The organism is Arthrobacter halodurans (assembly GCF_041877255.1).
GTDB classification, from domain to species: Bacteria; Actinomycetota; Actinomycetes; order Actinomycetales; family Micrococcaceae; genus Arthrobacter_N; species Arthrobacter_N halodurans.
This window is the reverse complement of record NZ_JBHDLJ010000002.1, coordinates 350,892-364,159: the sequence shown is the minus strand read 5'-3', so window position 1 is coordinate 364,159 and position 13,268 is coordinate 350,892. Positions and strand designations below refer to the sequence as shown.

Genomic DNA, 13,268 nt, shown 5'->3' with positions numbered 1-13,268 from the left:
CCGTCCCGGCCCGCCGGCACATAGGAAGAGGAACCGCCATGGAACAGCACCGGACCACCGCCGAATCCACCAGGGACACCCACGTCCTCCAAGGCACCGCCGAACACCTGGCCGAACGCTACCGCGGGATCTTCACCCCGCAGATGGTGGAGCGCTACGTCTTCGAGTCCTACGCGACCCTCGGCCGGACCGCGAGGATCAAGACGCACCTGGCGACGCTGGCGGGGCGCTTCGCGGACGACCGGCTGCGCGCGCTCGCCCAGTCGATGGGAAGCATCGCGAAGGACCACCCGCAAGTGCTGTTCGTGTGCGTGCAGAACGCCGGCCGGTCCCAGATGGCGGCCGCCCTGCTATCCAAGGTCTCGGGCGGCCAGGTGGAGGTGCGGTCCGCGGGGTCCCTGCCCGCGGGGCAGATCCACCCGCTCGCGGAGGACGTCCTGCGTGAGCGCGGCATCGATCTGGCGGACGCCTTCCCCAAGCCGCTCACCGACGACGTGGTGCGCGCCGCGGACTACGTCATCACCATGGGCTGCGGGGACACCTGCCCGATCTACCCCGGCAAGCAGTACCTGGACTGGGACGTCGCCGACCCGCAGGACGCGACGCTGGAGGGCGCGCGGGAGATCCTGGCCGACATCGAAGCGCGCGTCCACGCCCTCTGGGAACGCCTCCAAGCCCCGCAAGGCGGCTGATCCCCGCAGACCCCGCCGTGGGACCAGCGGCGGGACCAGCGGCGACGCGCCCCACGGCCCGGCGTCGATGTGGCCTGAGTGGCCCTGCACGCGGGAGACAGCGACTTCGTCACCACTGCGGACCGGACCGGGCGCTCCGACGCCGCCGCGTGACGATGCCTTCATGACCGCAGAGTGCCAAGCGACGCGTGTGTCAGGATCGCCGCGGCTGCCTTGACGAGGTGTCTTTTCCGGATGATCCTTGGTCTTGAGTTGCTATCACTCCCCGGCTTGAGGAGCCCGGCAGAGCAATTTTTGACACCTCCCGGACCCGCGGCAGATGGTCGAAACGACTGCCCAGTCCATGCGCAGAGGAACTCCCATGCATCTGCAACCGCTCCAGAAACCGATGCGACAATGATCTTGACCATAGTCACCACTCGGGACCTCAAGATCGCCGTGGGCGCGGTCGTTCTTGACACACTGCTTTTCACGAGTGTCGAAAGCGGGGGGTGGTCCACGTTCGGGCCCCCGTCCATGACCGTGGTGTTGCTTAATCTCGCGATGTTGCCTGTTCTGTGCCTCCGCCGGCGAGCGCCAATCCTCGTGTGTCTAGGTCTGTGCGGTTACGCCGCGGTTCTGACACTGGCCGTTGGGTCGCGCCCCTTGGCCAGCTTGCTGGTGGCACTCTTCACCGCAGCCGCGCTACGCCCGGCTCGCCTCAGTGGTTGGTGTCTGGCCGCAACACTCGGGACCCACGCGCTCAACGCGGCCTATCAGGCCTCCCTGCCCACGGCGGCGCGGGACTCCCAAGTGACCTTCGTCGTCGTGGGGATCGCGTTGACGCTCTTCGATCTTGCGGCCTGGTTCTTGGGTCGGTGGGCGGCCGAGTCGAGTCGCCGCACACGTGAGCTCGTCAAGACCAGCGAAGCGATGACCGCGGAAGCCGTTGCCGCTGAGAGGCTGAGGATCGCCCGCGAACTCCACGACATCGTGGCCCACGCCGTCACCATCATGGTGCTGCAAACGTCAGGTGCCCGGCGCCAACTGGGCCGGGACCCCGAGCTGGTTGCCGCGGCGCTGGCGTCCGTGGAGAGCGTCGGAAAGCAGGCGATGGCAGAGTTGCGCCGACTGCTTCAGGTACTTCGAACCGTCGGCAGCACGGATGAAGAAGCTCTGGAAACCGACATGATCGCCGGCCTGAAGGATCTGGATGTCCTGCTGTCGCAGACCACGGCAGCCGGTGTCTCCGTGGATCTTTCGGCGTCGGGCATCGAGGGGCGGCTCCCCTCGAGCATCGAACTGTGCGTCTACCGCGTGGTGCAGGAAGCCCTCACCAACGTGGTCCGGCATGCCGGGCCGGGCGCGCACGCCGATGTGGTCCTGGCCGTAGCGGATGGAACCGTCACCGTCGAGGTCAGCAACGACCATGCGGGAAGCGTGAGCAATGTGACCCGAGACCTGACGAGTGGGTATGGCCTGGCCGGGCTTCATGAGCGCATCAAGCTGATGGGTGGGGAGATCTCGACGGGCCCACTGGACGACGGCGGGTATCGCGTGGGCGTCACTTTACCGGCGGCAATCCCATGATCCGCGTGTTGCTCGCGGATGACGAGCAGTTGATCCGCACCGGCATTGCCATGATCCTTGCCGCAGAGGCGGACATCGAGGTCGTCGAGGTCGTTTGCGACGGACTCGCCGCCGTCACACGGGTGCGAGAGACGGCTCCTGACGTCGTGGTCATGGATGTCCGCATGCCGGTGATGGACGGCGTCGAGGCGACTCGACGCATCATCGAGGAGCAGGGATCAGGTTCACATCCGGTGGGGATTCTCGTACTGTCCACATTCCACGTTGATGAAGCGGTACGCGGTGCACTGCGCGCCGGGGCTTCCGGATTTGTGCTCAAGGATGCCGCTCCCGACGAACTGGTCGCGGCGATTCATGCCGTCGCTAGGGGTGAGGCTTGGTTGGACCCAGCGGTCGCCAAACGGTTGCTGGCGGAATTCAAGGGTAGGCCGGACTCACCGCTTCCTCGTCCGGAGCTGATCAACCGACTCACTCACCGTGAACGAGAAGTCCTCGTTCTTCTCGCTCACGCCCTGGGCAACAAAGCGATCGCCGACCACCTATTCGTCAGTGAGGCGACTGTTAAGACACATGTGACCCGACTTCTGACGAAGCTGGGACTGCACGATCGCGCCAGTGCGGTGGCCGTTGCCTACCGTACCGGTTTGGTTGGTCCCAGTGATCCGATGCCACCGCGCTCCCACCCCTCGAGCGGGACCTCTGCGCCGGGGCCATGAACAAGGCCATCGGTCGGCTTCCGCCGCTTTGTCCGCGCCGCCCCCAGCGACGGCCCCTCCCGCCCTTCACCATCGGGAAATAGCCGATATCCCTGAACGGGCTCGGGCACCGCTCTGGTGCCCAGACGACACATGTGCCTAGGATGGGCCCAACGTTGCACCAGTGGTTGAAGGTATGCACGTGTTGACTGATCGTCTTGGGGACGATGAACACCTTGGATTGGGGACAAATGGTTGATCTGCAGAAGTTCGAGAATGCCCACTACCTGACGGTGGCCGAGGTCGCCCTGGCCATGCGCGTCTCGAAGATGACCGTCTACCGGCTGGTCCACGCGGGGAGCCTGCCCGCCGTACGCTTCGGTCGGTCCTTCCGCGTGCCGGAACGGGCCGTGGAGGAGTACCTGGTCGCCGAACCGCCCGCAGCGATGCCCGTCCGCCGGATCGCGTCCACCTGAGAACAGCACGGCCCGGAACGCCTGGCGACACTCCCGGGCCATGCTCGCCCTCAACCGAAGAACCGTCCTGCGGGCCTCCACGGGTAGGCGACGCGGCGGTAGCGCCGACATGCGCGCCCCGCGGCGGATGCGGGAGGCGGATGCCTTCCATGTCATCCGGTGGCACCCGAGCCTGCGGGTTCGTGCCGCTGGAAGAAGTCCAGGGTCGTTTCCGCGACCTCCCGCCAACCGTGGTCGAGGATCAGCGAGTGGCCGCGCCCCTTCAGTTCGGTGATCTCGGTGGGCGCCGTGTTCTTCCGTTGTTGGTTGTAGGAGGCATTGGAGATGGCCCAGGGGACGGTGTTGTCCCGCTCGCCGGCAAGGATGAGCAAGGGTCCGCGCCGCGGATGCCGCGTGTCGACTTTGGCTCCCGTACGCGGGTTCAGGTTCGCGGTGGCCGCCTCGAAAAGGGGAATGCCAGACGTGGCGACGTGGAAGGTGTCGTAGAGCCGGCGGGCTTCCTGCGGTGGAAGTTGCTCCGTCCAGCCGTAGTTGAACTGCTCGAAGGTCAGCGCTACGGCGCGATTCCTGTTGGCGGGATTGCCGAGCACGGGAAGGGCCGACTTCAGCGCGGAACGGGGCAGGGGCAGCACGCCACGGAAGGGGGCCGGAACGATGGCGACCGTTGCCGCGGCCGCACCGCCGCCCGCGATCTTTTGCGCTATGAGTCCGCCAAAGGAATGGCCGACGACGAGTGGCCGCTTCGACAGTTGGCTGATGGCCGCAAGGTACCTGTCGGTCACCTGCTGCACCGTCTTGCGGGCGAAGACCTCCGGGTTCCGGCGGGCCTCCTCGACGGTGGCGGGGTCGTCCGGCCAGCCGGGGGCGAGCGTAGCGTAGCCCTGTTGCTCGAAGAACTCGCGCCAGGGGTCCCAACTGCTGGCCAACAGCCAGAGCCCGTGGACGAAGACCACGGGCCGCCTGTTCGAGCGGTTGGCCAGATCGATTTCTCCAAGTTCGCGTGTGGACAGGTCGGCCATCAGGGTGATCCGTTCTCGATTGGCGCAGTGGGTCCTCATCCGTCGAGGGCGCCCATGGGCTCGGGCACTGGTGCGGGGCCGCGTTCCGCGCATACGGCGCCTCTTTGGGGCGGAGGGGCGCCGGCACAGCAGCCACTATCCTCGGCGAATCCGGGATACGCAACGGTTCATGGCGTCACGCGGACGCCCCGCACAGGTCCCTGGGAATCCCGGCGCCCCGGTGGCGGGGCACGACCGCACCTGTCAGCGGCCGCGGGGCAACCGGAATCGTGAATGGGTCCGGCGCGTCGGAGGACGCCGACATCGAAAGTGTGACGACGCTCAGTGCGCGGGACGACCGCCCGCGGCGTCCCCGCCCTCCAGGAAACGGGCGAGGTTCCGCAACCGGTTTTCGGCCGCATGGCCTGCCGTCGCGGCCAAGTAGGTTCGGATCTTGGCGGTGCGCGCCAGGTCGGCGTACGACTCGAAGACGCACTGCTTTACCAGTTCCGCGGTGAACGTCCCCTCGAACCGCCGCGCGAGGTGTTCCGCGGTGCGCTGCAGCGCGTGCGCGTCCCGGGGGCCTGGTTCGGTTTCGGTCTCGCCTTCAATGCCCATGGGAGCTCCTGGGGCCGCCGTGGTCGGGTCCTTGATCGTCCGTCAGGCCCGGCCCCGCCGCAAGGGTTCAATCGCGCCGCCCGCTGTAGACGCCACCGGACCCCCAACGCCGGGATGCCGGGGTGCGTTGCGCGTCGGATCCTTGGGGACCCCACGCCGCACGAATCCAGCGGGCCCGCGGGACCGGATCCCCGGCGGCGGGACTTGTCCGCGGTCCTACAATGGGCCCATGCCCACCACGCGCTCCGTCGAGGTCGAGCGGAAGTACGACGTCGGCGACGACGCGGTCCTCCCGTCCCTGGCGGACCTGCCCGGAGTCGCCCGGGTGGACCCGCCCGTGGTGCACGAGATGTCCGCGGTGTATTTCGACACCCCGGACCTCCGTCTGGCCTCGCGCCGCATCACCCTGCGCCGGCGCTCCGGGGGGTCCGACGCCGGTTGGCACCTGAAGCTCCCGGGCGGCCCGGACGAGCGCCTCGAGATCCACGAGCCCGCCGGCCCGGATCCGGACGCCGTTCCCGCGGCGCTCCTGTCCCTGGTCCGCGCCCACACCCGGGACCGGCCCCTCGCCCCGGTCGCCCGCCTGGACACCCGCCGCGCCGTCCACCTCCTCCGCGGCCCCGCCGGCGAACCCCTGGCCGAGGCCGCCGACGACCGGGTCCGGGCCCAAACCCTGCCCCCGGGAGCCGACCCGACCCGCTGGCGGGAGTGGGAGACCGAGCTCGCCGGCGGCCCCCGGGACCTCCTCGACGCCGCCGGGGACCTCCTCACCGCCCACGGCGCCCGCCGCTCCGCCCACCCCACGAAACTGGCGCGTGCCCTGGGGCCCCGCCTCCCCGACCCCGCCCCCGACCCCCCGGCGCCCCGGCGCAAGGGACCGGCCGGGGACGTGCCGCTGGCCTACCTCCACACGCAGGTCCGGGAGCTCGCCGTCCAGGACCCGCGGGTCCGCCTCGACGCCCCCGATGCCGTGCACCGGATGCGCGTCGCGACCCGCCGCGCGCGCTCCGCGCTCGGAACCTACCGCGCGCTGCTCGACGCCGGGGCCGCCGAGCACCTGCGCGCCGAGCTCCGCTGGCTCGCCGGTGTCCTCGGACAGGCCCGCGACACCGAGGTCATGCACGACCGGCTCCGGGACCTGCTCGCCGCCGAGCCCGCGGACACCGACACCGGCCCGGCCTCCCGCCGGGTCGACGCCACCCTCGGGAAGCGCTACCGGGACGCCCACGACGAAGTGCTGCGGGCCCTAGACGGGGACCGCTACCTCGGACTGCTCGACGGGCTCGACACGCTCCTCGCGGAACCCCCGCTGACTCCCCGCGCCCACCGAAAGGCGCGCGCCGTGGTCCCGGAACTCGTCGACCGCGACGCCCGGCGGCTGCGCCGCGCCGTCCGCGACGCACTGGAAGCGCCCGGGGGCACCGGCGCGGACCCGTCACTGCACGAGGCCCGCAAACGCGGCAAGCGCCTGCGCTACGCCGCCGAGGCCGCAACGCCGCTGCACCCCCGGCGCGCGGCCCGCCTGGCCCAGGCTGCGCAGGCGGTGCAGCAGCTCCTGGGCGAGCACCAGGACAGCGTCGTGACCCGGGAGACGCTCCGCGAGCTCGGCACCGAGGCATACGCCGACGGCGAGGACGCCTTCATCTACGGGCGCCTCCACGGACTCGAGCAGGCCAGGGCCCTCGAGGCCGAAACCCGCTTCCGCCAGCGGTGGAGTAAAGACCCGCCCGTGCCGTTCGGGAAGTGAGCCCTTCCCGGGGCCGGCGTCTTGGTCCACGACGGTGGGCCGAGCCCACCGCTCCAAGTCAGGACGGGGCATGCGGGATCCTCCGCCGAACGCCGCCCGCATCCGTCCGCCAGCTCCAGGGTGGTGATTTGCGGTCAACGTCACGGGGCCGGCGTAGGGGCTCTGCCGGTGGCCACCACCGGTCGACAAGCATCGGTCTTAGGCGACCGGGCGGGCCCGTTCCAGCCAGCTCGTCGCTCCCGGACGCGCGGCCCTTCTCTTGCGCCCATACGCCGTCCTTGCGCAAGGCAGGATGTGGAAAGCGCACCGCGCCGGCCGCCCCATTGCGGGGCATCGCGCAATCATCCCGAAAGGACGCCATGGACAACTCATTCATCCGCGAAGGAGTTGGTCCGCCGGTCCTCAACCGGGAGATCACCAGCCCCTGACGCGAAGGAACCCCGCCCAGTGGCTCAGGGAGGGGGCGCTCCCGTGAACCCCGGGGTTCGGTGCGTGCCCCTACTTGACGGTGACGTCGGTGAACCGGGTCACGAAGTCCGGGCTGGCCGCGTTGAAGGTCTCGGTCAGGTTGCTCGTCTCCACGCAGGTGTTGTCGCCGTCGACGAACTCGCCGGAAACGAGAACGGTCGCACCCTCCTCCATCTCCAGGAGCTTCTCCCACAGCTTCGTGCCGGACTGGATGAGCGTGTCGTCCCCGATGTCCGACAGGGCGTTGTTCCAGGTGGCGAGCTCGACGTCGTCCCCGACCTTCACGGTGATGTGGGCGTGGCCGTCGTTGTTGGACCCGATCGTGGTGATCTCGCCCTCCCACCCGTTGAACTTCCCGCCGGTCGCGGCACACGCGGCCTTGTCGCGGTCGGTGACGACCTTCGTGCGCTTCAGCTCGGTCGACGCGTCGGAGTACGCGGCGGCGGACTTCGCGATCCCGGCAAGGAACGCCTGCTGCGCCTTCGGTCCAACGGACGGGGCTTCGGCGGCCGCCGGCTCGACGGGGGCAGCAGTCGTCTCTTCGGCCGCGGTTTCCTCCGCCTCGACGGTCTCCGCGGGTTGGGTCACCGCCGCGGCGGCCGCCTTCTCGGTCGTCTTCGCCGGCTCCGTCGCAGTCGCGGTCGGTGTGGACGCGGCGGGCTCGTCGTCGTTCCCGCCCATGCAGGACCCCAGGAGCGAGAGCACGATGATTCCGCCGACCACAGCCGGCCACACCTTCTTCTTTTTGGGCGGCTCGAGGGTCCCCACGGAGGCGAACGCCTGCGGCTGGGCCGCCCCGTACCCCTGGCCCTGGGGTGGAATGTGCCCGTACCCGGAGGCCGCGGGCGCGCCGTAGGAGTCCTCGACCCACAGCGGCCACCCTTCGGGGGCCGGGCCCCATGACGGGTCCGGTTGCCATCCGGCCGGTGGTGTCCAGCCGGCCGGAGGTGCGGGCCAGTTCGGCGGCGGATTGAAGCGAGATGACATGGTTCCCCCAGGGCTCTCAAAGCGGTGTGACTGATTCGTCCTACGAACCATATCGCCGCGATCCGTCGTATTGGGGCCGCCGCGACCGAATCGTGTCCTCGCGCGCCGCGGCCTGCTGGCCTTCCCGTGCGGCAACACGCAAGGCGTCCCACCAGTGGTGGGACGCCTGCGCTGGGATGCCCTTCGGTGGGGGTGTGGTGCCCGGAGCGGGATTAAAACCCGCGACCTGCGGATTAGGGTCCGCTGCTCGATCCGGACTGGTCACCGTGGCGGAGTACGAAACGAAGCGGATCGAGCTGCTCAGCGAGCTCTAGGGGTTCGGGCGCGTCACCACTGACGCCCCACAGCGGAAACCGTGGGCCCTGTGGCTGAAGCAGTGGGGTCCGTCGGAGAAGGGCTGCACCCTCGACAACGGCGCCAGACAGTCGCGACTCTGGATCCGCCTGCGCTTGGGACCAAGCCGATCCCCTAGGTCGATACGGGAATGGTCACGGATCTGTTCTATGACTTGCGGCTCGGACGGATCGAAACGGCTCCCGCGATGAAGGGTACCGTCGACGAGTTCGTCGGCGGTCCGTCCACCAGCCGCACTACCCTGAACGTGCTCCGGAACCCGAACAAGTTCGCGGACCAGCGCATCTTGTCCGAGAAAGCGCGCCCTCCGTATCACAGTGACAACTACACGAAGGATCGGAAGAACTCGAAGAAGAAAGTCGCGGGTTCTCACAGCGGAAGAGGAGGTGGTGTTTCTCGATTGCGTCACCACATAGACATAGTTCTGGAGGAACGGACGCCCCCTGTGCCACAGCGGGCTGAACATCGGGAGAAGACTAATGCCGCAGCGATCCGACACGTGGCCATGAGCGTTGGGATGCCCGACGACACGTCGCGCACATGGACGCGGCCAACTCTAGGATGACCGCGTGCACGTCGCGCCTGCTCCCACCGCGTGGACGGTGCCCTCCGTGGTGACCACGTCTATGTCGGCGAGCGGAAGGAGCTTCTGCCGGTCCGACCGCCCCGAAAATGCGTGGACGCGGCAGCCAGGTCATCGCGTGATGCCCCCTCATAGCGCTGTCCTGCGCGCCGGCCCCGAGCGGACACGTAGCGCGCTGTCCTGCGCGCCGGCCCCGAGCGGACACCTAGCGCGCTGTCCAGGCATCGGGACCGATCCGTGGGTGCCAGTCGGTATTTTCAGTGCTTGCAGCGAACCGCTGCGGCACCGAGGGGGACACAGGAGAAGCACGTACTGGGTTGCGGTCGTGGCCGCCGCCAAGCTCGCCGGATGTTCGGGCCCGGTACCGGCTGCACAGCAACTACCGGCGGCCACGTCGTCAGCTCCCCCGTGCTCGTTGTCCTCGACGGCTGCGTCGCCTTCCTTGTCCGGGCCGGCCGCCGCGCCCGGAGAGACGGTGCTGGGCATCATGGAGAGTTACGGCGGGTGAACGGCTGAATGGGAGTACGACGCGCGGTTCCCTTACGAAGTCGGCTGCGAGGGACTGGTCGTCAAGGTCATGGAGTTCGACGCGGAAAGTGAGTAGACCGCCAGGACCATCGCGCGGACCACGACGACCGACCCGGACATCCAATGGGCCATCGGAGAGAACTGGATGATCAGCGGGAATTTGGACTTCGTCCGAAGTGTGTCCGAGGCCCGGGGCGCTGAACTGATCGCGACGTTCCTCCACCAGCCGGCGCCCGAACCCGAACCCGCCGACGAGTCAGAGGCCACCATGGACGAACTCGCGGACGCCGTCGAAACCGACGTCGGCGGAGCCTGCGGAGAGGACCCCGCCTCCCAAATCGAGGGCGCCCTGGCCAGCGAGAAGTGCGACAAGCCTGGCACGGTGTTCTCCGTGACCGTCGGAGCGTTCCCCAGCTCCTACGATGCCGGCGTCGCCGCCGCGGAGATCTCTCGAGGCATAAGGCTGGCAGCCTGGAGTACTAAGTGTTCATGGGCCCGGACTGGGTGATCTTCAACGTCGACCCATCCCACGAGGACGGACTCTCCGAGCTCCTCGATGGGGACCTCATCGACCTCAGGGAGTGGTGAGGCACGTCCGGAATCGTACGGCTAGGACGGGGCGTTCTGGCAGTACGACGCGATCGGCGAGGGGAAGCACCGAACCGATCCCGCGCTGCCGTCTCCACCGCACCAAGAACGGCGCACCCGGTAGACGACGGAAAAGCGTTCTGAACCTCGTTCGAGCACGTGAACCACCCCAACCAAGGGAAGCGGAACATCCGACCGGTCTGCCTCGCACTTGCGCCGATGGTGGCGTCGCTGGATGCGCGAAGGTCGGAACTTCCATGGGTGCCCTTCGGGCACTCCGCTCCGCGGTTAGCCTCAAAGAAGACCGGTGCCGCTGGTGCCACGGCCTGGACGTCGGGGGACCGCTTGGTAGTCATAGCCATGGTCGTGCGCGCGCGACAGATGAACCGCCAACGTCCTCGAACTCGACTGGGTGACCGCACGGGCGGAGCGACCCAAAGACATCCAGGGGGGCATGACCGACGCCCCGGTGGAAGCCACCGGGTAGCCCGCCACGGAGTTCACCGTGTTCGTGCAGCTGCCGTTGGACCACAAGGTTCCTGATCAGGGCATGCCGGCAACCAGCTCGGCCCCGTGGCGTTCGATGTCGCCCTCGGTCAGAATGCCGGCGGCCGGGTTCAGCCACACGAAATGCTCCGGGTGGGCACTTTCCAGGTGCCAGGCACAGTACGTGTAGACGGTCCCGTCGAGCAGCGCGATCGTTCCTGGTCGTCGCAGGGGGCGTGTGCCCGAGGGGCGAGGAGGTCCCGCCGTGAACGCGATGGTCCCGCGGCGGAGCAACGCGTTGGTCGGGACGGTGAGCACCTCATAGGACTCGAGATCCCACGTGGGTTGCGGTGTGCACCAGACGAGTCCACCGAACGTGTGGGTCCTAGGGTCCCACGAGGTGGGGACGAGGGTCGCGGCGCGCCCGGAGTGGTCGCCGCCCCACTCCTCGATGATGGACCCGGCCGTCGATGGAAGGTCGTCGCTGGTCTCCATGACGTCCCCTGGTTGGCGGGTCATGGCATGCCCGGGACGAGCTCGGTCCCGTGGCGTTCGACATCGTTTGCTGCGACGCCTTTGGCCGCGTACAGCCACATCGCGTGCTCGGGGGTCCCGTTGAGGAGCCACATGGGACAGTACGTGTACACGATCCCGTCCAGAAGGGCGACGGTCCCGAGCCGGCGCAAGGGCCGCTTGCCCGTTGGCTTGGGAGCCGGACCGACATGCAGGACCTTCCCGCCGCGCAGTTTCTTGGGCGACACCGGCCACACGCCGGTCTCGTCGATCCCGGCCGGCTTGCACCAGACGAGCCCGTTGAAGGAGCGGGTCCTCGGGTCCCACTTGGTCGGGACCAGCGTGGCCATGAAGCCCACGCCGATGGCCGGGGTGCCGCGCTCCTCGACAATGGAACCGGCAGTCTCCGGCAGTTCAATGGCCTCCATGGTGCCTTCCCCTCTTTCCCGTGATCGTAGACCGAGAGTGCTGGCCAGCGCCCAAGACGCCTGCACATGAGTTCTTTCAGCACGTTTGCGCAACAGTGGAGGACACGGGTGTCAATCTGTCGGCTTCTGCCCCTAGGATCACGGCAGGGGCCGCGACCAACGGGGGGACGGCATCATCACCGCCACGACGCACTATGGTGCCGCACCACCGGAAGGACTCTCATGAGCCACCCCAACTACGCAGCGAACCCGGCACCGGCCGGGTACGGCTACGCGCCGCAGAACCAGAAGTCGTTCCTTGTGACCTGGATCCTCTCGCTCCTCCTGGGCGTGCTGGGCGTTGACCGGTTCTACCTCGGGAAGGTGGGCACCGGCATCCTGAAGCTCGTCACGCTCGGCGGCCTGGGCATCTGGGCGCTGGTGGACCTCATCCTCATCCTGGCGAACAAGATGCGCGACAAGCGGGGGCTGCCGCTGGAGGGCTACGACAAGCACAAGAAGGTGGCGCTCATCGTAACCGGCGTCGTCATCCTGCTGAGCATCATCGTGAACGCCGTCAACGGGAGCACCGCCATGACGGCCGCGACGACGGCCGCGCCGACGGTGGCCACCGTGGCCGAATCCGCCGCGCCGACCGAATCCGCGGAGGACGCCGCCGCGGCAAAGGCCGAAGAAGAGGCGGCCGCGGAGGCCGAAGCCTCGGAGCAGGCTGAAGCAGAGGCCGAGGCGAAGGCCGAAGAAGAGGCGGCCGCCGCCCAGGAGAAGGCGGACGCCAAGGCCGCCGCGGCCGAAGCAAAAGCAGCCGAGAAAGCCGAGGCCGAGGCTGCCGCCAAGGCCGAAGCCGAACGGGGTACGGTCAGCCAGCAGAACGCGCTCGGGAAGGCCGAAAGCTACCTCGGGTTCTCGGCGTTCTCCAAGACGGGTCTGATCAAGCAGCTCGAGTTCGAGGACTTCTCCGCCGCGGACGCGAAGTGGGCCGTGGACCGCGTGGAGGTCGACTGGAACGAGCAGGCCGCCAAGAAGGCGGAAAGCTACCTGGAGTTCTCATCGTTCTCCCGCTCCGGACTCATCAAGCAGCTGCTCTTCGAGGGGTACACCCAGAAGCAGGCGCAGTACGGGGTCAGCAAGACCGGGCTCTAACCCGAAACCTCCCGGCGGACGCCGGGAACCGCTAGGCGGCCGTCCCGGTTTCGGGGCGGCCGTACTGCTGTCCGTGCGCGGGACGGTCCGGGTAGAACTCCAACAGGTGCGGCGTCCGGGCTGGCGCCGCGCCACCGGTGCCTGACTACGTTGGCGCTCTGCAATGCGGAAATTGCGTGCGTTGAGAGCATGCGGGCTCACGTCTGGTGGAGCTGGGAAAACCAAACTCGCGCCGGCGTTCCATGACCTTGACTTACTGTGCGGGTTCCGCCACCGCACCCTGACTGTGTCACGGCTAGCCGCAGGACCGAGGGCGCTAGCACGACACGCCTGTATACGACTCGTATGACTACTTACGCGAGCCCCATACGGATAAGCGCCGCGTTCGCGTAGAACGG

Annotated in this window: 12 protein-coding genes; 7 read left to right on the top strand and 5 right to left on the bottom strand. The window is 68.3% G+C overall.

The genetic code is table 11. The features are described 5' to 3' along the window. The first annotated feature begins 38 nt into the window (after positions 1-38). The 4 genes from ACETWP_RS04065 (at position 39) to ACETWP_RS04050 (ending at position 3,432) form a co-directional block, all read left to right on the top strand. Complete coding sequence (locus ACETWP_RS04065; RefSeq protein ID WP_373970914.1) at positions 39-692, top strand: arsenate-mycothiol transferase ArsC; 654 nt, start codon at positions 39-41, stop codon at positions 690-692. Between the two features lie 645 nt (positions 693-1,337). Next, positions 1,338-2,261 carry a sensor histidine kinase gene (locus tag ACETWP_RS04060; RefSeq protein ID WP_373970913.1) on the top strand — a complete coding sequence of 308 codons (924 nt, stop codon included), beginning with the start codon at positions 1,338-1,340 and terminating at the stop codon, positions 2,259-2,261. Next, the gene (locus ACETWP_RS04055) at positions 2,258-2,977 is read left to right on the top strand and encodes a response regulator transcription factor (protein ID WP_373970912.1); all 720 of its coding nucleotides are present in this window, start codon (positions 2,258-2,260) and stop codon (positions 2,975-2,977) included. Before ACETWP_RS04060 ends, ACETWP_RS04055 begins: the two co-directional genes overlap by 4 nt. 230 nt (positions 2,978-3,207) lie before the next feature. Beyond that, positions 3,208-3,432 (top strand): helix-turn-helix domain-containing protein, encoded by a 225-nt coding sequence (locus ACETWP_RS04050; protein WP_373970911.1) that lies wholly within the window; start codon positions 3,208-3,210, stop codon positions 3,430-3,432. A 152-nt stretch (positions 3,433-3,584) separates the two neighbouring features. Here ACETWP_RS04050 and ACETWP_RS04045 read toward each other — a convergent pair whose 3' ends face one another. Both ACETWP_RS04045 and ACETWP_RS04040 read right to left on the bottom strand, forming a co-directional pair. Next, positions 3,585-4,451 carry an alpha/beta hydrolase gene (locus ACETWP_RS04045; RefSeq protein ID WP_373970910.1) on the bottom strand — a complete coding sequence of 289 codons (867 nt, stop codon included), beginning with the start codon at positions 4,449-4,451 and terminating at the stop codon, positions 3,585-3,587. Between the two features lie 321 nt (positions 4,452-4,772). Then, on the bottom strand, positions 4,773-5,048 hold the full coding sequence (locus ACETWP_RS04040; RefSeq protein ID WP_373970909.1) for a three-helix bundle dimerization domain-containing protein: 276 nt from the start codon (positions 5,046-5,048) through the stop codon (positions 4,773-4,775). Between the two features lie 229 nt (positions 5,049-5,277). Here ACETWP_RS04040 and ACETWP_RS04035 point away from each other — a divergent pair, with 229 nt between their 5' ends. Continuing rightward, a complete protein-coding gene (locus ACETWP_RS04035) occupies positions 5,278-6,795 on the top strand; it encodes a CYTH and CHAD domain-containing protein (protein ID WP_373970908.1) in 1,518 nt (505 codons plus the stop codon). 498 nt (positions 6,796-7,293) lie between these two features. Here the strand turns inward: ACETWP_RS04035 and ACETWP_RS04030 are convergent, their stop codons facing one another. After that, the gene (locus ACETWP_RS04030) at positions 7,294-8,250 is read right to left on the bottom strand and encodes a hypothetical protein (protein ID WP_373970907.1); all 957 of its coding nucleotides are present in this window, start codon (positions 8,248-8,250) and stop codon (positions 7,294-7,296) included. Between the two features lie 1,610 nt (positions 8,251-9,860). On the opposite strand from ACETWP_RS04030, the gene ACETWP_RS04025 reads away from it, so the two are divergent. After that, positions 9,861-10,223, top strand: coding sequence for a hypothetical protein (locus ACETWP_RS04025; protein ID WP_373970906.1), 363 nt, complete (start codon positions 9,861-9,863; stop codon positions 10,221-10,223). A gap of 623 nt (positions 10,224-10,846) precedes the next feature. Here ACETWP_RS04025 and ACETWP_RS04020 read toward each other — a convergent pair. Further along, on the bottom strand, positions 10,847-11,308 hold the full coding sequence (locus ACETWP_RS04020; protein WP_373970905.1) for a hypothetical protein: 462 nt from the start codon (positions 11,306-11,308) through the stop codon (positions 10,847-10,849). Further along, complete coding sequence (locus ACETWP_RS04015) at positions 11,305-11,730, bottom strand: hypothetical protein (protein WP_373970904.1); 426 nt, start codon at positions 11,728-11,730, stop codon at positions 11,305-11,307. Before ACETWP_RS04015 ends, ACETWP_RS04020 begins: the two co-directional genes overlap by 4 nt. Before the next feature lie 222 nt (positions 11,731-11,952). Between ACETWP_RS04015 and ACETWP_RS04010 the strand changes: the two genes are divergently transcribed. Continuing rightward, on the top strand, positions 11,953-12,870 hold the full coding sequence (locus tag ACETWP_RS04010) for an Ltp family lipoprotein (RefSeq protein WP_373970903.1): 918 nt from the start codon (positions 11,953-11,955) through the stop codon (positions 12,868-12,870). The last annotated feature ends 398 nt before the right edge of the window (positions 12,871-13,268 follow it).

What these genes read in the sequence shown, in the direction of transcription:
- ACETWP_RS04020 (WP_373970905.1), bottom strand. Translation starts at nt 11,308, where the DNA reads ATGACCCGCCAACCAGGGGACGTCATGGAGACCAGCGACGACCTTCCA.
- ACETWP_RS04065 (WP_373970914.1), top strand. Translation starts at nt 39, where the DNA reads ATGGAACAGCACCGGACCACCGCCGAATCCACCAGGGACACCCACGTC.
- ACETWP_RS04035 (WP_373970908.1), top strand. Translation starts at nt 5,278, where the DNA reads ATGCCCACCACGCGCTCCGTCGAGGTCGAGCGGAAGTACGACGTCGGC.
- ACETWP_RS04030 (WP_373970907.1), bottom strand. Translation starts at nt 8,250, where the DNA reads ATGTCATCTCGCTTCAATCCGCCGCCGAACTGGCCCGCACCTCCGGCC.
- ACETWP_RS04045 (WP_373970910.1), bottom strand. Translation starts at nt 4,451, where the DNA reads ATGGCCGACCTGTCCACACGCGAACTTGGAGAAATCGATCTGGCCAAC.
- ACETWP_RS04040 (WP_373970909.1), bottom strand. Translation starts at nt 5,048, where the DNA reads ATGGGCATTGAAGGCGAGACCGAAACCGAACCAGGCCCCCGGGACGCG.
- ACETWP_RS04055 (WP_373970912.1), top strand. Translation starts at nt 2,258, where the DNA reads ATGATCCGCGTGTTGCTCGCGGATGACGAGCAGTTGATCCGCACCGGC.
- ACETWP_RS04025 (WP_373970906.1), top strand. Translation starts at nt 9,861, where the DNA reads ATGATCAGCGGGAATTTGGACTTCGTCCGAAGTGTGTCCGAGGCCCGG.
- ACETWP_RS04050 (WP_373970911.1), top strand. Translation starts at nt 3,208, where the DNA reads ATGGTTGATCTGCAGAAGTTCGAGAATGCCCACTACCTGACGGTGGCC.
- ACETWP_RS04015 (WP_373970904.1), bottom strand. Translation starts at nt 11,730, where the DNA reads ATGGAGGCCATTGAACTGCCGGAGACTGCCGGTTCCATTGTCGAGGAG.
- ACETWP_RS04010 (WP_373970903.1), top strand. Translation starts at nt 11,953, where the DNA reads ATGAGCCACCCCAACTACGCAGCGAACCCGGCACCGGCCGGGTACGGC.